General features: G+C 46.9%; 11 protein-coding genes. 9 read left to right on the forward strand and 2 right to left on the reverse strand.

The window, feature by feature from the left end; all coding sequences use genetic code 11:
• Positions 1-310 precede the first annotated feature (310 nt).
• The 4 genes from ABDW32_RS06845 to ABDW32_RS06860 all read left to right on the forward strand — a co-directional run bounded on the left by ABDW32_RS06845 (position 311) and on the right by ABDW32_RS06860 (position 9,670).
• Entirely contained in the window at positions 311-3,400 is a 3,090-nt protein-coding gene (locus ABDW32_RS06845; RefSeq protein WP_343560722.1) for a TonB-dependent receptor, read from the forward strand.
• A gap of 15 nt (positions 3,401-3,415) precedes the next feature.
• On the forward strand, positions 3,416-5,131 hold the full coding sequence (locus tag ABDW32_RS06850) for a RagB/SusD family nutrient uptake outer membrane protein (protein ID WP_343560724.1): 1,716 nt from the start codon (positions 3,416-3,418) through the stop codon (positions 5,129-5,131).
• A 102-nt stretch (positions 5,132-5,233) separates the two neighbouring features.
• Positions 5,234-7,135 (forward strand): family 43 glycosylhydrolase, encoded by a 1,902-nt coding sequence (locus ABDW32_RS06855; RefSeq protein ID WP_343560726.1) that lies wholly within the window; start codon positions 5,234-5,236, stop codon positions 7,133-7,135.
• A 33-nt stretch (positions 7,136-7,168) separates the two neighbouring features.
• The gene (locus ABDW32_RS06860) at positions 7,169-9,670 is read left to right on the forward strand and encodes a sugar-binding domain-containing protein (RefSeq protein ID WP_343560728.1); all 2,502 of its coding nucleotides are present in this window, start codon (positions 7,169-7,171) and stop codon (positions 9,668-9,670) included.
• Between the two features lie 5 nt (positions 9,671-9,675).
• Here ABDW32_RS06860 and ABDW32_RS06865 read toward each other — a convergent pair whose 3' ends face one another.
• On the reverse strand, positions 9,676-12,039 hold the full coding sequence (locus ABDW32_RS06865) for a glycoside hydrolase family 127 protein (protein ID WP_343560730.1): 2,364 nt from the start codon (positions 12,037-12,039) through the stop codon (positions 9,676-9,678).
• 558 nt (positions 12,040-12,597) lie between these two features.
• Between ABDW32_RS06865 and ABDW32_RS06870 the strand changes: the two genes are divergently transcribed.
• The 3 genes from ABDW32_RS06870 to ABDW32_RS06880 all read left to right on the forward strand — a co-directional run bounded on the left by ABDW32_RS06870 (position 12,598) and on the right by ABDW32_RS06880 (position 19,217).
• On the forward strand, positions 12,598-15,705 hold the full coding sequence (locus tag ABDW32_RS06870) for a SusC/RagA family TonB-linked outer membrane protein (protein ID WP_343560732.1): 3,108 nt from the start codon (positions 12,598-12,600) through the stop codon (positions 15,703-15,705).
• Between the two features lie 16 nt (positions 15,706-15,721).
• Positions 15,722-17,326 (forward strand): RagB/SusD family nutrient uptake outer membrane protein, encoded by a 1,605-nt coding sequence (locus ABDW32_RS06875; RefSeq protein ID WP_343560734.1) that lies wholly within the window; start codon positions 15,722-15,724, stop codon positions 17,324-17,326.
• Positions 17,327-17,582: 256 nt separating this feature from the next.
• A complete protein-coding gene (locus ABDW32_RS06880; protein ID WP_343560736.1) occupies positions 17,583-19,217 on the forward strand; it encodes an alpha-L-fucosidase in 1,635 nt (544 codons plus the stop codon).
• A gap of 5 nt (positions 19,218-19,222) precedes the next feature.
• Here ABDW32_RS06880 and ABDW32_RS06885 read toward each other — a convergent pair whose 3' ends face one another.
• The gene (locus ABDW32_RS06885) at positions 19,223-20,821 is read right to left on the reverse strand and encodes a trypsin-like peptidase domain-containing protein (protein WP_343560738.1); all 1,599 of its coding nucleotides are present in this window, start codon (positions 20,819-20,821) and stop codon (positions 19,223-19,225) included.
• Positions 20,822-21,200: 379 nt separating this feature from the next.
• On the opposite strand from ABDW32_RS06885, the gene ABDW32_RS06890 reads away from it, so the two are divergent.
• Together ABDW32_RS06890 and ABDW32_RS06895 are read left to right on the forward strand one after the other, a co-directional pair.
• A complete protein-coding gene (locus ABDW32_RS06890; protein WP_343560740.1) occupies positions 21,201-21,788 on the forward strand; it encodes a sigma-70 family RNA polymerase sigma factor in 588 nt (195 codons plus the stop codon).
• Positions 21,789-21,853: 65 nt separating this feature from the next.
• Complete coding sequence (locus ABDW32_RS06895; protein WP_343560741.1) at positions 21,854-23,050, forward strand: FecR domain-containing protein; 1,197 nt, start codon at positions 21,854-21,856, stop codon at positions 23,048-23,050.
• The last annotated feature ends 11 nt before the right edge of the window (positions 23,051-23,061 follow it).

Here is a 23,061-nt window from a genome sequence, read left to right on the forward strand (position 1 = left end):
ACGGGCTAATATCTTGTGGGACCTTCACAGTATAAGCGATCCCGTCCGGGCTACCGGATGGGGGCATGCCCCGAAAAACAGGGTGATTTTTGCTGAAAACCCACTTTTTGACCGAAAACTATATGCTATTTGACGGATTTGTATACGGTCTGGAGCTTTAAAATCCCCTAAGTTTGACCATATAATCAATTATAGATCTCGCGGGAAGTAGCAATGCATCTGATGTAACCTATGTAAACCATCGCTTATCATCTTCACTGTCTATTCTGGCCAGATTGTATTATTTACTGTTTAATTCGTATAGAAATTTATGAACAACCTAAAAATTGTTTCTTTGTATACGGTGTTGAGCGTTGCGCCAACATTGTTATACGCCCAGGGGAAAATTTCGGGACAGGTCCTGAATATGGCCAACGAGCCTATCGCAGGTGCAACTGTGATTATGGAAGGCGGGGCGAAGGGGACTTCAACAGACAAATCGGGGAAATTTGAACTGAATGCCGCAAAAGGCGTGCTCCTGGTCTCCTTCGTTGGCTACAAGACCTACAGAGTCCCCTTGAACGAAACCACAAACCTGACAATCCGGCTTGAAAAAGACGACCGTGTGCTGGAAGATGTCGTGGTGGTGGGGTATGGCACGCAAAAAAAAGCGACCTTAACAGGCTCTATTTCTGAAGTGAAGGGCAAAGATATCGTGAAAAGCCCGCAGCCTAATTTATCCAATTCCCTCGCCGGACGTTTTTCTGGCGTGATAATCAACAACCGGAGCGGTGAGCCCGGTTATGACGGTTCGTCCATTACGGTGCGTGGACAGGCAACGACAGGTAGTAATGATGTATTGGTTGTCGTCGATGGAGTACCCGGACAAATAGGCGGGCTGGAGCGTCTGGATCCAAACGATATTGAAAGTATTTCGGTGCTGAAAGATGCTTCGGCGGCAATTTATGGGAATAGGGCCGCAAATGGGGTTATTTTAGTCACGACCAAACGTGGAAAAAGCGGTAAACCTTCGATTACCTATAGCGGAAATCTCGGCGTCAGTTCACCGACACGCTTGCCAAAAATGGCTGATGCCGCAACTTATGCCATTTTAAGAAATGAGATCGCCTATGGAAACAGTTCTTCGGGCGGAATGAACCAGATTTATTCAGCAGAACAGATTCAAAAATTCAGGGACGGATCTGATCCACTTTTATACCCGAATACCGACTGGGCAGATGCCACGCTCAAAAAAGCAGCCATACAAAGCCAGCACAATCTATCTGTCGCTGGCGGAACCGAGGATGTGCGGTATTTTATGTCTTTGGGTTCGGTCTACCAGGATGGTTTATACAAAAAGGGCGTCACCAAATACAAACAGTATAATTTCAGAACAAATCTTGAAGCCAATGTAACCGATGGCTTTAAGGTAGGACTGGCTCTTTCGGGAAGACAGGAAGACCGTAAATTCCCGATCGCATCTGCCGGCGATATTTTTCGTTCCATCTATAGAGCCTATCCTACGGTAAGCGCATATTATCCCAATGGCTTGCCGACGCGGGGCATTGAGGGATCCAATCCCGTGTTAATGGCCACTGATATCGGCGGAACTGTGGATAATCCCAAACAGGTATTCAATGGCATACTCAAAGCAAGCTATCAACTTCCTTGGGTACAGGGCCTATCCGTAGATGGTTTTCTTTCGGTGGACAAATCCGCAAATTTTAGCAAAAACTTCAGTGTGCCCTACGTGCTGAATGCATATGACCCGGCAAAAAACACTTACGAAGAATCTATTGTGGGCGGAAATAACAATAAGGCCACATTGACCGAATCACATACCAATGAATCCTTGATTACAAGCAATATAAAGCTGAATTTTGAGCGTAGCTTTGGTGCCCACGCGATCAATGCTTTTGTGGGCTATGAGCAAAGTAAAAGGCATTTGGAATATTTTGACGCGCAGCGGTTTAATTATCTCTCCAACCAGCTGCCTGAATTATCCCAAGGCGGATCCGCTGCAACAGATTATCTCAATTCAGGTTATAGTTCCAATTATACGAGACAGAGTATCATTAGCCGGATAGCGTACAATTATAATGAAAAATACCTGTTTGAAGGGCAGCTCCGGGCTGATGGTTCTTCGATTTTTCCCCCAGGCAAACGATGGGGCTATTTCCCTTCCATATCGGCCGGCTGGCGTATCAGCAAAGAAGACTGGTTTGCGGACAAGATCGGATTTTTAGATGACCTAAAGCTTCGCGCCTCATACGGTACCCTTGGAAACGATAACGTCGACGGATTCCAATTCTACGATAATTATACCTTGGTGGGAAATGGTATGGTCGCGCTGCTAAATGACAAAAGCCAGATACAACCCAATGTTAAATTGGCAAAACTGGCAAATCCGGCGATTACCTGGGAGGTGTCCAAGAAGCTCGATGTAGGATTAAATGCACAATTTCTCAAGAATTTTACGATAGAGGCCATTTATTTCCAACAAAAGAGATCGGATATCCTGACCGAAAGAAATGCGTCTATTCCGGCCACTTCCGGTATTGTCAATCCATACAAAGAGAATAGCTCCAAACCGCTGGTTCCTTCAGAGAATATTGGCAAGGTGAATAGCGAAGGATTTGAAGGAACGTTGTCGTATCAAAAACCGGGCGATTTCAGCTGGGGAGTATCCGGTAATTTTACCTTTGCCAAAAGTAAAATTATCTTCATTGATGAGGCCAGCGGTACCTTGGATTATCAACGCCAGACATCAAGACCGCTGGGAACCTATCTGCTCTATAACGCCATTGGGTTAAACCGGACTCAAGCAGATCTCGCTGCGGCCCCACAGGCACCAGGAGCACAGGTCGGCGATTTGATTTATCAGGACTACAACCAAGATGGTAAGATAACGGCAGATGATATGATACGGACAAAATATGGGAATATTCCCCAGATTACCTACGGCTTTAACCTGAATGCCGCTTATAAAAATGTAGATGTTTCCGTTCTTTTCGCCGGACAGGCTAAAGTAAGTCAGTACGTGCTTCCGGAATCCGGAACAGTAGGAAACTTCTACAGTACCTGGGCCGACAATCGGTTTAATGAGGTCAATAATCCGAACGGAAACTATCCGAAAGTACCTGAACGTGCCTCTTCGGCGGTGAGCGGTGGCTTGTACAATAACACCTTTTGGCTGAATAATGCTTCCTTTTTGCGTTTAAAAAATGTGGAGATAGGGTATACATTGCCCAATGAGGTCTTATCGCGATTGAAACTGGGCGGGCTTCGCTTTTATGTCAACGGATTCAATCTATTGACCCTCACAAAAGTGAAGGATTATGATCCGGAAGGGAATAGCGGTAGCGGTCAATTCTATCCGCAACAACGTATTATTAATGTAGGTGCAAATTTAAAATTCTAAAGAGGAACTTAAGCAATGAAATCTATCACTAAATATATTGTGCCTTTGGGCTTGGGACTGACAATCTTCTCCGCCTGCAACAAAAATCTCTTGGATGTTACGGCGACAGACAGAATATCGACAGAAGCTATTGAGAAAGATACAGCTGTATTGGAAGCGTTTATTATCAATAGATACATCGGTGAAAAAATCATATCAAATGAAGCGGACGGAACTAATCCGGGCTTTGGACGTGGATTTGAATACGCCCTTTGGTCATCACTGTCGGATGAATCCATGTATACCAATGATGATAATACCTGGCTCATTATCCGGGGGCAGTTATCGCCTGAAAATTTAGGCGCCGCCGGATCGCTTTGGGCGCGCAGCTACCGCAGTATCCGTGAATGTAATTACGCGAAAAAAGTACTGGCTACTATTCAGATGAGCGCTTCACATAAACGGCATCTGGAAGGTGAACTACAGTTTATCAGGGCATTTCGCTATCACGACCTCATTCGCAACTTTGGCCGGGTTGTCCTGATGGGCGATACCGTGTATGGTTTGAAAGATGACTTAAGTACGGCAAGGCTTTTTGAGCGCAAGTCTATTCAGGAAGGAATGGATTATGTGATAAAAGAATTGGATGAAGCGATTGAAAAACTGCCGCTGGATAACAATGACAACAGCTGGGTTACCGGCCGGGCGACGAAGGCTGCCGCAATGGCCCTAAAATCAAGGCTGCTGCTGTATGCAGCGAGCCCACTTTATAACGCGGGTACCTGGGCTGCTGCCGCTCAGGCAGCCCAAGACTTGATTTCGCTAAATAAATTCAGCCTGTACACAGGCGGGTATCAGTCCCTATTTTTGACTGACCGGAATCCGGAAACAATTTTCGCCCGTTATTATACCAAAAATGCCAACCATGTACATTTAGAAATTGCCAATGGACCAAACGGCTATGGGGGCTGGGGTGGAAATACGCCTTACCAGAATCTGGTGGATGCGTATCAGATGAAAAATGGTCTGGCTCCTCTTAATGAGGACGGAACTGTAAATGCAGCTTCAGGATACGATCCCAATAACCCCTATGTAAACCGTGATCCACGTTTTGATGCAACAATTCTACACAATGGTTCGATATACAGGGGACGTGCGGTTGAAACATTTATACCTGGCGGCCAGGATAGCAGGGAAGGAAGGGACAACTGGAACACGTCGAAAACCGGTTATTACCTGCGCAAGTTTATGAATGATGCCTATCCGCTGGAAAATCCTTGGGGAAATGCGGGATTTCAGCCGTGGAATTATTTTCGGTATGCGGAGATCCTGTTAAATTTTGCAGAGGCGGCTAATGAAGCCTATGGTCCGGATGTGCTACCCAAAGGTAGTAGCCTGACAGCTAGACAGGCCTTAAATTTAGTTCGGACAAGACCTTCTGTAGAGATGCCTGAAATCCCTGTTGGAAAATCAAAAGATGAGTTTAGAAAACTGTTGCGCTACGAACGCCGGATAGAGCTGGCCTTCGAGGAACACCGTTTTTATGATGTAAGGAGATGGAAAATCGCCAACATAACAGAGAATGCGCCAGCCGGCGGAATCACGGTGACAAAAGGAAGCAATGGGCTTACCTATACGCGAAAAGAGGCATTATCGGGCCGCAAGTTTGAAGAAAAACATTATTGGCTCCCGATACCGCGGGCAGATATTTTGTCTTCGAACGGCCAACTGGAACAAAATCCAGGTTATTAATGTTAAACAATTAAAAAAAGACTTACGCGATGCGCTGGGACCTTTCTCGGAACCAGCGCATCTTTGTCAGATCAAGCAACCTTTTACTAAATTATTTTATACATGCGATTTACGGTTATAGTATTTTTATTGATGAATATTGCGGCATCGGCATACGCGCAGGAATATAGGAAGGGGCCTAGCGAAAAGGATTTTGCCGGTTATTTATTTGCTTATTTTAAGGGTAATGCTGTGGCGGATGAAGCGGTCTGTTTTGCCATTAGCACCGATGGCTACACCTACCGTGCGCTGAACGGTAACCGTCCGGTACTGGATTCAAAGAGCATCAGTAAAACCGGCGGTGTCCGGGATCCGCATATCCTGCGGGCCGAAGATGGAAAGACGTTCTATATGGTACTGACCGATATGACCTCCAGCAAAGGCTGGGATTCCAATCGCGGTATGGTCCTGCTAAAATCGCAGGATCTGCTACACTGGTCGCATCAGGCCATCGATTTCCAGCAGCGGTTCACTGGACAGGAAGATTTGAAGCGGGTATGGGCGCCACAGACTATTTTTGATGCGGCAGCAGGGAAATATATGGTCTATTGGTCCATGCAGCATGGAAATGGTCCGGATATCATCTATTATGCCTATGCCAATAAAGATTTTACCGATTTTGAAACGGAACCAAAAGTGCTCTTCATGCCTAAAAATGGCAAATCCTGTATTGATGGCGATATTATCGAGAAGAACGGAATCTTTTACCTTTTCTACAAAACCGAAGGGCATGGCAATGGGATCAAACTTGCGATGACGGACTCCCTGACTTCGGGAAAATGGATCGAACAGCCTGGGTATAAGCAGCAAACAAAGGATGCCGTTGAGGGATCAAGTGTTTTCAGGCGCAACCAGTCGGACCAATATATCCTGATGTATGATGTGTATGGTAAAGGAAAATACCAATTCTGTACTTCCGATGATCTCGATCGTTTTAAAGTGATCGACCAGGAGATTGATATGGATTTTCATCCCCGTCACGGAACCATCATACCGCTTTCCCGGGCGGAGCTGATCGGGTTGACGGCAAAGTGGGGAAAACCCAAGGATACATCGTTTGCGTTCAAAAAGAACCCTATTCTGGACGGTTATTATGCAGACCCCGACATCCTGTATGCCAACAAGACCAAACGATATTATATCTATCCCACAAGCGATGGCTTTGATGGCTGGGGTGGTTTTTATTTTAAGACTTTTTCTTCCGCCGATCTGACCCATTGGAAGGATGAGGGGGTTATCCTGGACCTTAAAAAAGAGGTTCCCTGGGGACCGCGTCACGCATGGGCGCCAACGATCACCGAGAAAAAAGTCAAGGGCGACTATAAATATTATTACTATTTTACGGCGGCGCAGAAAATCGGTGTTGCCGTAGCAGACCAGCCAACGGGTCCCTTCAAGGATTCGGGTAAACCTTTGATCGACTTCAAACCTCCTGGCCTAAGCGGCGGACAGGAGATCGACCCCGCGGTGTTCAATGATCCCCGCTCGGGGAAAAGCTATTTATATTGGGGGAACGGTTACCTCGCCGTTGCTGAATTAAATACCGATATGGTCTCCATCAAGAAGAATACAATAAAGGTCCTGACGCCCGACAAAACATTTCGCGAAGGAGTCTATGTGATCTTTCGCAATGGAATATACTATTTTCTGTGGTCAGAAGATGATACCCGCAGCGAGAATTACCGGGTTCGCTATGGGACATCGACCTCTCCCTATGGACCAATCCAGGTGCCCGAAAACAATCTGATCTTGCAAAAAGATCCTGCAAAAGGAATCTATGGTACCGGCCATAACTCGGTCTTGCAGGTGCCCGGAACCGACGAATGGTATATTGTCTATCACCGGTTCAGTTATCCCAATGGGATAAGGATGGGGGATGCCGCAGGTTTCCATCGCGAAGTATGCATGGATCGGCTTTATTTCGACGCGAATGGCTGCATCTTACCTGTCATTCCAACGCATTAATAACAATCAGATCAACCTAAACGACTACATCACATGAATATAATAATTAAAAATATAGCGGTCCTTGCCGTATCAATTTTAACCGGGCTGAGCGCCGTTTACGCCCAGCCGGGTTTTGGTGTTGCCCAGCGTATCAATACAGACTGGCAGTTCCAGTTAGAAACTGAGGGCGCAGCACAAAACGCTACTGCACTAAACGAGCAGGCCTGGAAATCCGTCAGGCTGCCGCATGACTGGGGCGTAAAATATCCTTTGAGTCCAAACCTCGCCAGCGCAACGGGATATTTACCCGGCGGTATAGGCTGGTATCGGAAACAGCTGTCCATACCTGCTGAAGATCAGGGAAAGAAGATCTTTCTTTATTTTGAAGGTGTTTACAACCGCAGTGAGGTCTTTGTCAATGGGAAATCAGTCGGTAAGCGGCCCAACGGCTATGTATCATTTTCCTACGATATCAGCCCGTATATTGAATTCGGAAAGGAAAATACCATTGCAGTTCGGGTAGACCATAGCAAAAGCGCGGATTCGCGCTGGTACACGGGATCCGGAATCTACCGGGATGTTTGGCTCGTCAAGGCCGATCAGGTGCATCTGGATCAATGGGGAGTATATGCCTATCCGGAAATCAAGGGCGGAAAAGGCCTGCTCAATACCGAAATTACGGTGGTCAACAGTTCATCCCAGCCTAGCGCCGTTACCGTGCAACAGGAGCTCATCGATGCCGAAGGTAGGCTTGTTGAAAAAAAATCCGGGCAGCTTACGATCGCTGCAGCCGATAAAGCACGCCTAAACCTGAAATTGACAGCATCAAATCCAAAATTATGGAACTTAACGCAGCCGATACAGTACAGCTTGCGGACGACAATATGGCAAAAAGGTAAGCAGATCGACCAGTCCGAAGTAAAGACCGGCTTTAGGACCTTTACCTTTGATCCGGATAAAGGCTTTGCCTTAAACAACCAATGGATGAAAGTGAAAGGCGTCTGCTTGCATCACGATGCCGGTGTACTCGGTGCCGAGGTGTATCCTGAGCTGTGGCGGCGGCGCCTGCTCACGTTGAAATCGCTTGGTGTTAATGCCGTGCGTACCAGCCACAATCCACAGGCGACCTCACTTTATAATTTATGTGATGAACTGGGGCTATTGGTCATGAATGAAGCATTTGACGAATGGGAATTTCCGAAGCGCAAGTGGTTACAGGGCTGGAACGTCGGCACACCGGGTTTTGAAGGCGCTTACGATTTTTTTGAGGAATGGGGGGAACGGGATTTGGCCGACATGGTCCAAAGGGACCGGAACCACCTGTCGATATTTGCCTGGAGCATAGGCAATGAAGTGGATTACCCCAATGATCCCTATTCCCATCCGATCTTGGATGGCGAAAAAAAGGAAGGTGGCTTTACGCAGGCCTCTTATGGCGGTTATAAGAAAGATGCACCGGATGCCATGCGTCTGGGGGATATTGCCAAACGCCTCGTTGCTGTGGTAAAAAAATACGATCGCAGCCGGGCGGTAACGGCCGGCCTGGCGGGTGTAGCGATGTCTAATGAAACGGCTTACCCCGGAGCACTTGATATTGCGGGATACAATTATACCGAAAGCCGGTATCAGGAAGATCACCAGCGTTACCCGAAGCGTGTCATTTATGGCAGTGAAAATCGGCATGATCTTCCGGCCTGGCTGGCTGTACGCGACAACGCGCATATATTTGGACAGTTCCTGTGGACAGGGATCGACTATCTGGGCGAATCGGGCCGTTGGCCTTCGCGTGGTTTTTATTCGGGCTTACTTGATTTTGCTGGCTTTATCAAACCCAGGGGATATTTTCGCCAGTCTTTGTGGGCAGAAAAACCCATGGCTTATTTGGGCACTTATCCACTGGCCGGGGCAACCGGTACGACGGACCTGTGGTCCGCTTCAGAAGCTCAGCAGCAGCAACGAAAGAATGAAAGCCCCTCGATGGATGCCTGGCCGATCTGGAATTATCAGGATGGCCAGCAAATCCGCGTGGTTTGCTATACCAATAGTGCTGCAGCCCGGTTAACACTGAATGGGCAGACCGTAGGTGAAGAGAAAAAATACGATGCGAAAACAGGCATCATCTTTTGGGATATCCCTTACGCCACAGGTAGGCTGGAAGTGATCGGGCTGGACAGCAATGGAAAAGAACTTGTCCGCCATGCGATCCAATCCAGCCAACGGCCGGCATCCATTCAGGCGACGCTTGTGGGGGATCCATCGATTCAAGCAGGTGGACTCTTGCAGCTCATGCTGCAGCTTGTCGATGAAAAGGGCATTCCCGTGGTTCTATCGGAAGATGAAATTACCTGCGAAATTGCTGGGAATGCGCGTTTATTGGGTATGGAGGCCGGAAATAATGCGGATATGGGCGACTATACGGACAATAAACAGCGGGTCCATCAAGGCAAAATGATCGTGTATGTACAATCAACGGGCAAAGCGGGTGACCAGATTAGCATTCGGCTGACATCACCCTGGTTAAAAACGGCCACGGTATCCTATAGCGTTAAATAACGCGCTTATTCATCCGGACGCAGTGTCCGGATTTCCAAAATTTTATGACTGGGGGACTTTGATGTCCCCTTGATTTTAACTTCTATTGCCGGCAATGCGCTAATCCCCTCAGGAAGCTTGATGCGCAAGGTTTTAACAGCAGCAGTGCTATCGCTGCTCTTTAGGGTCTCAAGCAGGCTTCCATTGATCCAGATCTCGCTGGTCCGCAGGGCTGTATCGGTCATATATTTTAGATAGAGTGTGCTGGCAGCGGTATTTTTTAGCTGGTAACTGAACCAGCCACCGCATTCACGCCAGCGTGTATCGGCAAAGCTTCCCGCATGGCTATTTTCTTCGCGAAAGAAATGGTCGGATTCGGGCTGCTGTTCCCCGGCAATCACTTTATCCACCGTGATGGCATGGAGGGCAAGGCTTTCGCGTTCATCCCTTTCGATCTTATCCTGCAGCTCTCGAAGTTGGACGGCCGTGGTCTGTGGCCAATAGAGGATATACCTGCTATCGTGAATTCCGTAGAAGGGTTCAAGTTCCATGCTGAGGCTGTCTTTCCCCTGACGAAGTCCACTTAGTGTAAAATGCAGGGGTTTACCGGGGATAGGGTCGATCAGGGTCGGAATGGCTTCAGGATCGGCTGTTAGCAGCGGGATATCGCGCAAGGGGATCTGCTTTCCGGACGCGATATGGCCCATCCGGCTATCGTCGGCCTTTAATCCGGTCAGATCATTTGTTCCCGAGCGTGCGGCGAGCACAACCGGGCCATAGGATATGCTGTAATAGTTGCTTTGGTCAGGCAGCTGTTCAACCTGGATTTCCATCGGCAACTCCATGCGCAGGCGATCGCCGGGCTTCCATACCCGTTTGATAATAACATGTCTCTCCGAGGAATCCACGATGGGATAGGCTTTCCCGTTGATTGAAATTTCAGGCCTACCTTTCAGCCATTTAGGCTTACGTAGGTAAAGTGTAAATTCACGTTTTGTTTTGGAACGAACAGTAAGCGAAGTAAAGGCTTCTTTTGGAAAGTTATTCTCCTGGATAATCTCGACACCCTTTTGTTTCCAGTGCACGCTGGAGGGAATAAAGAGATTGACGTACAGCTCATCATCTGTATGGGCATATATCATTTCGCCATACTTGGCGTGGTTCTCCATGCCCGATCCAACACAGCACCACATGCTCGTCTGTGCTTGCGAATAGACGCGATAATGTCCCGGACGGATCTGCGTAAAGTAAACAAGGCCCCCATGTTCGGGATGCTGGCTGGACAAAATATGATTGTATAATGCCCTTTCGTAAAAATCGATGTATTTGGCCTGTGGATCCGTGCGGTACAGCATCTTGGTGAGCCGCAGCATATTGTAGGTATTACAGGTCTCCGGGCCTTCGATGCTCTGAACCATCTTTGAGAAGTCGTCTGTTGGGTTAAAATGTTCACTGACGCTATTTCCGCCAATGGCAATGGACCGATGTATTACAACATTATCCCAAAAGTAGCGTGCTGCCCCAGTCCAATCCGCATCCTTGGACAGCTCCCCAATCCGGGCGAAACCAAGAACTTTTGGGATCTGTGTATTGGCATGTAAACCCGTTAATTTATCCTGATGTTGGGTTAGGGGAGCCAGGATAGCCCGATGGGAGAACCTGCGCGCAAGCTCCAGGTATTTGGGATTTTGGGTAATTGCAGCAACGTCCGCAAAACTTTCATTGAGTCCGCCGTGTTCACTGCGCAGCATATCCTGTATCTGCTTATCAGAGAGCTGGGCAACCAGCCTGCAGGCCCAATCACACATCGCAATAAGCATATTTTTGGCGCTTTGGTTGCCGGTAAGCAAGTAGACATCACGTAGGCCAGCATAGGTCTTATGAATATTATAAAGCGGTACCCACTTGCCATTTAAATTAAACGTGCTAGACTGGATATTTCCGGCTTGAATCTCTTCCCAGATCGCTTTGCCGCCCGGGACGCCACCGATATAACCATTTCCATTTGCATCCTGACAGCGCTTCAGGTTTACAATCATATAATCCAGCCGTTCCTTGATACGCGGATCAGCGGTGGAGGCGTACATATACGCAAGGGCAGAAAGGTAATGACCACCGATATGGCCATCCAAGCCTGTGTTTTCCCAGTTGGTATAGGAAGGTTTGACAACTGCTAATCCAGCTTCCCTTAAAAATGGAGCCAGCAGACGGTCCGGTTCCATCTCCAATACATACTGCAGATCAAGCTGTTGGGCATGATAAAAGGGGCTTGGTAATAATCGGACATCCCGTAGATCGAAATAATTTAGCGTTTTGGCTGCCTGCGCAAATAAAGAGGAACAAAAGAGCAAAGCAAGGAGCGTGTGGAAAAGACGGCTGTTTAATTTCATTTTAAATGTATGCTATATAATCCGCTGAATAATAAAAATATACAACGATTTGGTTATTGGTTCTGATGAGCTAATCTACTGGTATTCCAAAGATATACATTAAGGAATTATTTTTAAGTGTTTTTTTTACATTTATTATTTTCTTATTTTTCAGCCCAGATACAGCGCTTGAATTTGGGGCAAATTTATCGCTGAATATGACCCGGCCTATTGATGGGATATTAACGGGTCTCCTGCGGATTAAATCTGGCGAAGGATCTGACTTGCATTGAAAAAAAACGGAATTAATCTGTTGTTGATGGGTTTTAGACATTTTTACCCTTCTTTTAATTATTTGTTGCAAGGTCATTTTTGTGAAACCTCTAGCTTTGCTTTATAACCAATTGGCGAATAGCTAGCGCATTCTTAGGAATGATCCGAGAAAGGGGATAATGAATCTTTAGCGATGCATCTTGTATTTTTTTTCCGCAGTCAGCAGGCTAGTAATAACCAATTCGTTTAAATAAATAACCAAGTACGCGCCTCCAGGGGCAAAAGACATTTATCTCAGATAAGATTATGAACAGAAATTATGTGTCTTCTTTCTTTTGTTTTCCTAAAGAAAGGAACAGGAAAGTGAAGTGGTTGTTAATGGCTTCCATGTTAATGTCCATTGGACGACTGTCTGCCCAAGAAAAAGTCGTTCATGGAAAGATCGTAAGTGATCAGGGAAAACCGATTATCGGGGCATCGATCAAAGTAAAGGACAAAACCCTCAGTACCTCCACCAACGAGAAAGGCGAATTTGTACTCAAGCTCAATCCGGGCGAGATCCTTATTGTATCCAATGTAGGGTATAATCATGTCGAATACGTAGTCGGTAATTCTTCGGAAATCAGGATCCCGCTTGTAGCCTCCGAAATTGCGGTTGAGGAGGTTGTGGTGGTGGGCTATGGTAAGCAGAAGAAGGTGGATCTGACCTCTTCTATTGCCGTAGTGGATACCAAGGATCTCGTCAAAGTTCCCGGCGGAACAATTGCCACGCTTCAGAGTACTGTACCCGGGGTGCAGGTAACCAATGGCGCTGTCCGCATCCGTGGTGTTGGATCCATCAACGGCACAGATCCGCTCTATGTGGTGGATGGGATGATCGGCGGCGCTATGCCGGATGAAAATAATATTGCCAGCATTCAGGTGTTAAAAGATGCTGCATCCAGCGCCATCTATGGTGCCCGCGGAGCCAATGGCGTTATTTTGGTCACCACAAAACGGGGTAAAGCGGGGGATGTGAAGCTCGATTACAATGCTTTCGCCGGCATCAAAAATATTTCCCATAATGTCCCCCTGCTGAACGGACAGCAACTGGCCGAATTGATCAATGAGGAAATGTACAATAAAGATCCTTCGCGCAAAGACTATCTGCCTGCGCTGTCCAAACCCTCGGCGATTGGGCAGGGCTATAATATGATGGATGAACTGCTGCAGACGGGCAATTATCAACGGCATAATCTCTCGGTCTCCGGTGGATCTCAAAATGCCAATTTTAGGCTGAGCGGCATTTATGCTACAGATAAATCCATTATTATTCAGGACAAAAACAAGTATTATGGCGCGCAGTTTATCTCTGATTTTACCAAAGGAAAACTCAAGATCGGCGAAACACTTTCCCTGGGTTATACGCGACGCAACTGGAGCGACAAAAATATCATCGATGCGCAAAAGTGGTCTTCGACATTGCCCTTATATGATGCCAACAGCAGCACTGGTTTTGCGGGAGCGGGCAATGGAACGGATGTGCAGAGTGCCTTGGCGAATGCTTACCTCAACAAAAACGTCAATGACAACTTTTCGGTCAACGGCAATGCCTGGGCTACCTATGAGATCGTCAAAGGGCTGGTCTATAAATTTAATATGGGCGTAGACCTTAGCCGCATACGCAATGAAGGCTATATCGGTAACTACTCCGTGGGTCAGTATCAGAATCATAGTCCGGATGAACTCAATATCTCCAGCAGCCAGAATAACCGCTGGTTATTTGAAAATACGCTGACTTATGAAAATAATTTCGGCAAGCATGCGATTTCGGCTTTGGCGGGGATCACCTCGGAAGAGTCCCGGTACAATGCCGTCAATGCAGGCGCCCGCGGTTTGCCCAGTCCGGATGTCTTGATCCTCAATTCGGCTGCCTTGGCAAGTTCCCGCCTGGTGGGCTCGGGTGTAGGTCAGTCGGCCATGTACTCCATGCTAGGGCGTGTCAACTATAATTATGACAACCGTTACCTGCTGACCTTTAACATGCGGCGGGATGGATCGGCCAACTTCAGTAATCAATACCGCTATGGAAATTTTCCTTCGGTATCGGCAGGCTGGCGGATCAGTCAGGAATCCTTTATGAAAGCATTCCCGACAATCAGCGAATTGAAGCTCCGTGGTAGCTATGGGCTTCTGGGTAATTCGGATATTGCGCAATATCAGTACCAACGGACGGTGAGTTTCGACCATGTGTGGTATTACCTGAACAATGTGATGGTGACGGGCGCCCTGCCACAGACGCCTTCCAATCCGAACGTAAAATGGGAAAGTCAGTATTCAACTGACCTGGGTCTCGATCTGGAACTCTTGGATCACAAATTGGCGTTGACGGTCGATTACTATAACAAAAAGACCGAGGACATGCTGATCAATGTCCCCATTTCGTTCACTGCGGGCTACGTCAACAACTTCCCGGTACTGAATGCCGGCAGCATACGAAACCGGGGCTGGGATATCCTGGCATCCTACAAAGATCAGGTCGGTAATTTTGGCTATCATATCGGCGCCAATATTTCCTTTGTAAAAAACCGGGTGCTGAGCCTGGGCAACAACAATGAGATTCTGTGGGGAACGATCTCGCCTGGCGGGGAAAATGTCACAAGGACCGCCGTCGGTCGTTCGATAGGGGAATTTTGGGGCTATACCACCGACGGTTTATATACCAGCCAGGCACAATTGGATGCCGATAAGGCTTTTGCACCAAATGCAGCACTGGGCGATGTGCGCTTCAATGACCGAAATGGCGACAAGGTCTTAAACGATCAGGATAAGGACTTTTTGGGAAGCCCAATACCTGATTTTAGCTACGGTTTCAATGCGGATGTCAACTACAAAAGTGCTATTGGTACCTTTGACCTGTCGATGATCTGGCAGGGAAGCCAAGGAAACGATATCTACAACAATAGCCGCTATTGGGGCGAGGGGATGTACCATTACTACAATAATTTTGCATCAACGCTGGACCGCTACCGCGCAGAAGAACTTGTCTTCAAAAATCCGGTATCCGGTGAAACGACCGTCTACCCGAAAAATACAGACACCAATATCCCACGTGCTGTACTCGGCGATCCGAATCAAAATTTAAGGGCATCCAATAGGTTTGTGGAAGATGGTTCTTATCTACGGCTCAAAGTCCTCAACATCGGTTACAGTTTTTCCAGCCCGAGGCTTGAACGCTGGAAGATCGACCGACTGCGGTTTTATGTCGGCGCTAAAAACCTACTGACCTTTACCAAGTACTCGGGTTATGATCCCGAAGTGGGGTCGGGTGATACGCGCTCCAACCTAAGCCGTGGCATCGACGGACAAACGCCTTGGGGACTGAGCTTCCCAAATTCAAGGGAGTATTTTATGGGTATTCAACTGACATTCTAATCCTTTTATCGACATCATGAACAGACATTATATAAAACTCGCAGCGGCTGCTTTGCTGATCCAGTTTTCGGGCTGCAAACCGAATCTTGATCTCTCCAATCCGCAGGAATTGTCGACAGACACGTATTATAAAACAGCAGATCAATTGGAAAGCGCGGTCATACCGGCCTATCAGGCCCTGATCGGCCGTACGCAGGGGGGATATGCCCGTAGTCTGTATTTTGAACTTTTGGCTCCCGGGGACGACTACAATCATACCTTCAAATGGGAACCCATGTATCAGGACACCTACAATACGCCGGCGAGCGATGGGATGGCCGCCCAGACCTGGAAAGATTTTTGGAACGGGGTGTTCGCGGCAAATTTAGCCATCGACCGGATTCAGAAATTTGAGGGTGAAATAGACCAGAATAGAAAGAATAGACTATTGGGGGAAGCGTATTTTCTGCGGGCGCTGAACTATCTGCACCTGGGCATGCTGTTTGGCGAAACCATTCCACTGATCAGCAAACCTGTTGAAACCAATGAAGATTATTATCCGGGCAACGCAGCAGCGGGAGCCGTCTATGCGCTGATCGTGGATGATTTTAAGAAAGCATCGGAATTGTTGCCCACACGCGCTGCACTCTATGCCGACAGTAAAATGATCGGTAGGGCGACCAAAGGTGCTGCCCAGGCTTACCTGGCCAAAACTTACTTGTATAAACCCATCCTCGCAAAAGGGCAGGCGGCGGATTTTGCAAATGCCGAAACCCAGTTAAAAAGCGTGATTGACAGCAAGGAATATCAGTTGATGTCCTCTTACAGGGATAATTTTCTCGAAACAAAAGAGAATAATCAGGAGTCTATTTTTGAGGTGCAACTCTACAATGGGCCGGGTTGGCTGGGGGACGATATTTCAAGTTCATGGCGCTGGCAGGAAATTGGCATGTTTGACGGAACGGGTGGTGCCTGGTGGAATCTGGCGCCAAATAAGATTGCCCACGACGAATTTGAAGATGGAGACCCCCGGAAATATATGACCTTATGGTGCGAGAATGGTGCAAAGTTTACGCAATTGGATGGTAAGGTCACGGACTATGCGGACTGGATGAAAAACCTGGCGACCAATAAAGATTACTTTGGCACCCGGAAATATTGTCCTGATGTGCAGATCGCGGATTTTGATAATGGCAACAACGATCGTATTTTTCGCTATAGCGATGTGTTGCTGCTCTATGCCGAATGTCTCAACGAACGTGGCGATATCGCCGGAGCAAAGCAATACATCAACCTGGTGCGCAAGCGAGCCAATAATATCGTTCCCGATGAGCAGCCACACCTCTGGTATCAAAAATCCAATGGGACAATCCCCGACGTAGACGGATTGATCGCGCAGGGTTTGGTAAAAAATGGTGTCCCTTTAAATACGGTCAAAAATATTATTGCACATGAGCGATTTGTTGAATTTTTGGGTGAATATCAACGGTATTTTGACCTCTTAAGATGGGGGATGGCCAATCCAAGCTGGCTGGAACCCTTGAAAAAAGGCGGCTGGTCTGCCAAAGCGATGTATTATCCTTTTCCACAGTCCGAATTGGACAATAATAAAAATCTGAAAGGCAATGACATGAACAATTGATCCAGGAAATGATATGTTTTTAGTTATTCGTAGGTAGTGTTAGGTGGGAGGTGCCCTTTTTAAGGGCACCTTTTTGAAGAACAATCGAATGAACATACAGGGCGAATCAATATTGGATCAGTTTTTATCGATTATGAACTTTCTTTCTTGTTTGAATACTTTACTTTTGGTATTCAAGAAAATAACAAATTATAAACCGAATCTCTTTGTCGGGCAGGTTTGGAGCCTGGCATCTTGATCGAAAAATCATCATACAATGAACAGAAGAACAGCTATTAAGTTTCTCGGGGCAACTATTCCGACCCTTTTCCTTGGTAAATTTAGCGCTGCCTATGCGTATCTTGGGAAAGCTCCATTTCATCCCGACTGGCGCTCACTTGAAAACTATCAGGTACCTGATTGGTTCAGGGATGCCAAATTTGGCATATGGGCACATTGGGGGCCACAGTGCCAGCCTGAAAGGGGCGACTGGTATGCACGCGGCATGTATCAAGAAGGATCAGATCAATACCGCTATCATCTCGAAAAATATGGCCATCCTTCCGTTTTTGGTTTCAAGGATGTAATCCATCAATGGAAAGCCGAAAATTGGAACCCGGAAGAGCTGATGGAGCTCTATAAAAATGCCGGTGCCCAATATTTTATGGCCCTAGCCAATCATCACGATAATCTGGATCTTTATCGCAGCAGCCACCATCCATGGAATAGTGTCAACCTTGGCCCTAGAAAAGATATTGTTGGCGGCTGGGAGCGTGCTGCTAAAAAACGGGGGCTCAAATTTGGCGTGAGCGTTCATGCAGCGCATGCCTGGACCTGGTACGAAACGGCGCAACGAAGTGATAAAGCTGGAAAGTTTGCCGGAGTACCTTACGACGGGAAGTTGACGAAGAAAGATGGCGCCGGAAAATGGTGGGCAGATTACGATCCGCAGCAGCTCTACGCTCAGGATCATGAACCTAGTTTAGATAGCAAAGACGACAACACGGTTCATCGGCAATGGCATTGGGATGTCGCCTCCGGCGTGAGTATCCCGACCAAAGCGTACTGTGAAAATTTTAAAGCGCGTACCCTGGAACTGATGGACAACTACAAGCCTGACATGGTTTACTTTGACGATACGGTACTACCGCTTTATCCAATCAGCAATGTTGGACTGGAGATTGCGGCCGATTTTTATAATAAGAGCATGCAGGCGAATAAGGGTAAAGTCGATGTGGTCATCAACGGTAAAATCCTGAATGAACAGCAACGGAAATGCCTGGTATGGGATATCGAACGGGGACAGAGCAATACGATTGAACCTCAGCCCTGGCAGACCTGCACTTGCATAGGTTCCTGGCATTATGATCGCCGGATTTACGATAATAATCAGTATAAATCGGCCAAAACCGTTATTCACATGTTGATTGATGTGGTTAGTAAAAATGGTAATTTACTCTTGAGCGTGCCCTTACGCGGCGATGGTTCTATCGACGATAAAGCGAAGGAAGTGGTACAGGGCATTGGAAATTGGATGGCGGTACATAAAGAAGCCCTTATCGGGACAAGGCCATGGCATATTTTTGGCGAGGGACCGGCACAAGAGGACGCTCCTTCATTGAGTGTGCAGGGCTTCAATGAAGGAAAAGGTAAAGCTTTTACCAGCGAGGATGTCCGTTTTACGACAAGAGGAAATATCCTGTATGCCTTTATTATGGGAACAACGACCGAAAAGCAGATTACAATTAAGTCCCTGGGCCGTTCGGCTGCCCAAACGCGAAGGGTCAATCAGATTCAGTTAGTCGGAACTGATGATCGGATTTCCTTTCGACAACTCGACAATGGCCTGCAGGTAACCCTACCCGAAGGTTTCGTTCAAAACAATATCGCGACGGTATTAAAAATTACCTGATAACTTTATCTTTTTGAGTTGTTAATTAGATATTGCGCTTCGGATAAAACGTCCAGGATGATATCTCGAGGGATAGCAAGGCAGGTTGTATGGCTAAAGCGAGCAATATTGAGTCCTATAAAATTGCCTTCGCTATCGATGATCGGACTTCCGCATTCGTCGGCATGAATGCGGGAATCATGGAGAAATACATGCGGAAAATTATCCCTTCGCGTCGATTTTCCTTTGGGAATGTGGTTTGCAGGATGTGGATTTGGCGGGGCTGCCCATTTGGAAAGAATGACCTGGGTCTGTAGCACCGTCACCCCGCGCCGGAATTGTACCGCTAGTGTATCGCCAGCAGAAAATTGCTGCATGGCAGCATTGATTTTGACGGCACTTGCGACATCCTGACCGTTTAATGCCACTATTTGGTCACCAACACGAAGTCCTGCCCGGCTTGCAGCACCCATGCTGTCCACTTTTGTTAAGGTTGGAAGAGCTACAATCTCCTGCATGTGCGCATCGAAAGTTCCCGGAATCGGTATACGCGGAAAGGTTTGGGGCGACATGCCCAGGACACCGCTTTTAAGCTTATTGGTAGCGAGCAGCGACCACAACTTTATACCGAGTAAAGAATCAGGAATGCCTAGTCTGCTGGTCTCCGATGCAGTAATTGCTGGAAACTTATGATCACTGACAAGTGCAATCAGGTCATTTTTTTTATCTCTGAACAGGATCTCCAAGGCATAGCTGCTGTTGTGAAATTTGGCCTTTGGCGCCGCACCAACCTGGCTGCTTTTGGATAAAATCACCTGCTTATTGTTTGCCAGGTTAAATGCGGTGCCTAATATATACACGCTATCTCCATGTAATGTACTACGGATGGGGATGGACTGAACGTTTGTTTTGGGAAACGGTGCCGGTTTTTTGAGTACCAATTCCATGAGTTTCTTCGCTAAGGGATCGCTACCGACTGAATCGGTTGGCGTGGGGTAACTATTGATCGCTGCCGGTTGAGTCAGCGAACGCCAATAGATGCGATAGCTGTTTACTGGCACCTCAAAATTGATGCCTTCAGCAGCATCGATACGGCTATGTAGACCAATTACGCGGCCTAGGGCATCAAATAAAGGGCCGCCGGAATCTCCGGGCTCCATGATACTGCTGCTTTGAATAAAACCATAGTCGTCCATTTTTTTCAAAATGCGTCCAGCGCGGAGAAAGGGAATGTTGAAGGGCAGGGTTTCGGGATAGGATATTCCAAAGCAGGGCTGCTTTTCAGCGATGGATGATGACCAGCCCATTTCAGCAAAAGGCCAGGGGCCTTCGCCCTGCATCTTCATCATCGCAATATCGGGCAAGTTGCTCTGTTGGTCGACGACCAGTCGTCCGAGCGCTTTGGCAACAGCCTGCTTGCCATCGGGAAAAATTACGCGATAGAAATTGCCCGGCTTGGTGGAATGTGCTACTGTGAGGATCGTTCCATCCGAACGTACGATGACTCCACTGAAAGGAGCACTGTTTTGCTGACCGCTCACACTGTCTATACCGAACATTTTTATGGAAGCCGTTAGCGCCCGGTCAATAATTGACTTCGGTATTTCGCGGTCAGCGGTCTGCATGCGCTGCGCTAAACAGTAAATGCGGTTTGTGACCAAGCACAAAATTGTCCAGATAAAGAAGTATCGGAGGAAGGTGCTTTCAGAATTTTTTTTGGAGCAAGGTGTCATACTTCAAATAGGTTGATTTATCGGATTAGGTTTTGCTTTAAAAAGCAATTGCTCAAAGGTAGGGGATTTGTCATCGAAAAAACAAGGGCAGGAAACAGTTCTGAATAAATTACTGACATGAGCTTGTTTTTAATGCGGTTTGCTGAAAAAATTATGGCTTAAGGAAGTAGATGCTGAAAAATTAATAGGAAAAACGAGGAATAAATTGGTCTTAGGAAGTATCCATTCTTTTTATTTATCTTTATCCACGAAAAGCTAAACCGATCTACCAATGAACTATACGAGCGAAAAAGAGCTGCTTGAAGACTTCCTCAACGGGGAGGAGCAGGCTTGTGCGCATGTATACAACTGTTATTTTAGTCGTATATGTTTATATGCATCGAGCTTTGTGGACGAAAGCAAAGAAGCTGAAGATATTGCAGAGGAGGGATTTATACGCTTGTGGCAGGGCAGGCGGCACTTTGAAAGTTTATCCCATCTGAGGGCGGCACTTTATCAGGCTACGCGTCATGTAGGAATCAATTACCAGACCGCCAGGAAGCGAAGATTAAATCGGGTCGATAGTTATGTGGCGCAGCAGGAGCAGGATCAAAAATCCTATCTGCATGAAATTGTCTATACCGAAGCCATGGCCGAACTCTACGAAGCCATTCAGAAGCTGCCGCCCAAAGCACGTGAAATTATACAGCTGAGCTACCTCGAAGGCAACAGCAATCAAGAAATTGCGGATTTATTGCAGCTAAATATCCAAACGGTAAAAAATCAAAAATTACGTGCTCTAGGTCTGTTACGCCAACATTTGAAACGAGATTCCTTCAATTATCTACTGTCGTTGATTGTTCTTTTTGGAAAAATTTAATTTTTTTTAATTGTCTTTGGTACTTTTTTTAATCGGTGTGGTATCTATAGATGAAATAGCTCAAAATGGGTCCTAAAGAAGAAGAAAAATTTATCTATATCAGTTCGCTTGTCCTCCAAGAAATGCGGGGTACGCTCAGCGACGAAAACCGCCTTTTTTTGGCGCGCTGGCTACAAGAATCCGTAATGAACAAACAGATTTATAGACGCTGCCTGGATGAGGCGCAACAGCGTGAGGCCTATGCCAGCCTGCAGCATTTTGAAAATCAACGTAATTTTGAGTCGATAAAAGCCAAGGTTTCCTTTCATCCTTCAACGAAGAGATCTGGGCTGCTGCAGCGTCTCTGGCCATACTTTGCTGCCGCCAGTGTGTTGTTGATGCTTTCGGTTGTGTGGTATTGGAATTCGGATAACAACCGGCCGGTTCAAACCCAGCTGAGAGCTGTAAACGACCGGCTTCCGGCTTCCCATCAGGCGATTATAACGCTTTCAGACGGCAGGCAGTATACTTTGAATAATGGCGAAAAACAAGTCGTGATCGATGGCTCTGGCATACGCTATAACGACGGCCATGAAGTGGCGACGATCAATACAGCGGTGTCTGCACGGATAGAAACTCCGCGTGGAGGTACTTACGAAATCACTTTGCCGGATGGTACCTTGGTCAAACTAAATGCAGGGACTATACTTTCTTATCCAACGGAATTCGCAAAAGACAGACGCGAGGTCAGTCTTCAGGGCGAGGCCTATTTTGAAGTTTCAAAACGGGAAGATCAACCTTTTATTGTACATACCAAAAATCAGCAGGTACAGGTGCTCGGAACGCATTTTAATATCAATGCCTATCCAACAGCACTACAGACAAAAACAACCTTGCTGGAGGGTAAAGTACAGGTACAAGAACTCATAAAAGGCCAAAAAGTAACCTTGCTGCCCGGCGACCAGTCGGTCCACACCAGAACAGAGCTGACCAAACATCCGGTAAACGTACAGCAGGAAATGGCTTGGGTATACGGCAAATTCAACTTTGATGGAAAATCACTTCGGCAGGTCATGGATGAACTGTCTCAATGGTATGCGGTTGATGTGGTTTATAAGGGTGATATACCCGATGTTTCCTTCTTTGGCGGAACATTCCGAACGAGCAAATTATCCACTATCCTGAACATATTAAAAGACCAGGACCTGTCGTATCATTTAACAAACGACGGAAAACTCATCATTGAAAAAAATGATCCTAAAGCACAGAAAGGAGGGCAATAAAGAACGTAAAA

Origin of the sequence: Sphingobacterium sp. (assembly GCF_039596235.1) — a bacterium.
GTDB lineage: Bacteria > Bacteroidota > Bacteroidia > Sphingobacteriales > Sphingobacteriaceae > Sphingobacterium.

What these genes read in the sequence shown, in the direction of transcription:
- ABDW32_RS06845 (WP_343560722.1), top strand. Translation starts at nt 311, where the DNA reads ATGAACAACCTAAAAATTGTTTCTTTGTATACGGTGTTGAGCGTTGCG.
- ABDW32_RS06850 (WP_343560724.1), top strand. Translation starts at nt 3,416, where the DNA reads ATGAAATCTATCACTAAATATATTGTGCCTTTGGGCTTGGGACTGACA.
- ABDW32_RS06855 (WP_343560726.1), top strand. Translation starts at nt 5,234, where the DNA reads ATGCGATTTACGGTTATAGTATTTTTATTGATGAATATTGCGGCATCG.
- ABDW32_RS06860 (WP_343560728.1), top strand. Translation starts at nt 7,169, where the DNA reads ATGAATATAATAATTAAAAATATAGCGGTCCTTGCCGTATCAATTTTA.
- ABDW32_RS06865 (WP_343560730.1), bottom strand. Translation starts at nt 12,039, where the DNA reads ATGAAATTAAACAGCCGTCTTTTCCACACGCTCCTTGCTTTGCTCTTT.
- ABDW32_RS06870 (WP_343560732.1), top strand. Translation starts at nt 12,598, where the DNA reads ATGAACAGAAATTATGTGTCTTCTTTCTTTTGTTTTCCTAAAGAAAGG.
- ABDW32_RS06875 (WP_343560734.1), top strand. Translation starts at nt 15,722, where the DNA reads ATGAACAGACATTATATAAAACTCGCAGCGGCTGCTTTGCTGATCCAG.
- ABDW32_RS06880 (WP_343560736.1), top strand. Translation starts at nt 17,583, where the DNA reads ATGAACAGAAGAACAGCTATTAAGTTTCTCGGGGCAACTATTCCGACC.
- ABDW32_RS06885 (WP_343560738.1), bottom strand. Translation starts at nt 20,821, where the DNA reads ATGCAGACCGCTGACCGCGAAATACCGAAGTCAATTATTGACCGGGCG.
- ABDW32_RS06890 (WP_343560740.1), top strand. Translation starts at nt 21,201, where the DNA reads ATGAACTATACGAGCGAAAAAGAGCTGCTTGAAGACTTCCTCAACGGG.
- ABDW32_RS06895 (WP_343560741.1), top strand. Translation starts at nt 21,854, where the DNA reads ATGGGTCCTAAAGAAGAAGAAAAATTTATCTATATCAGTTCGCTTGTC.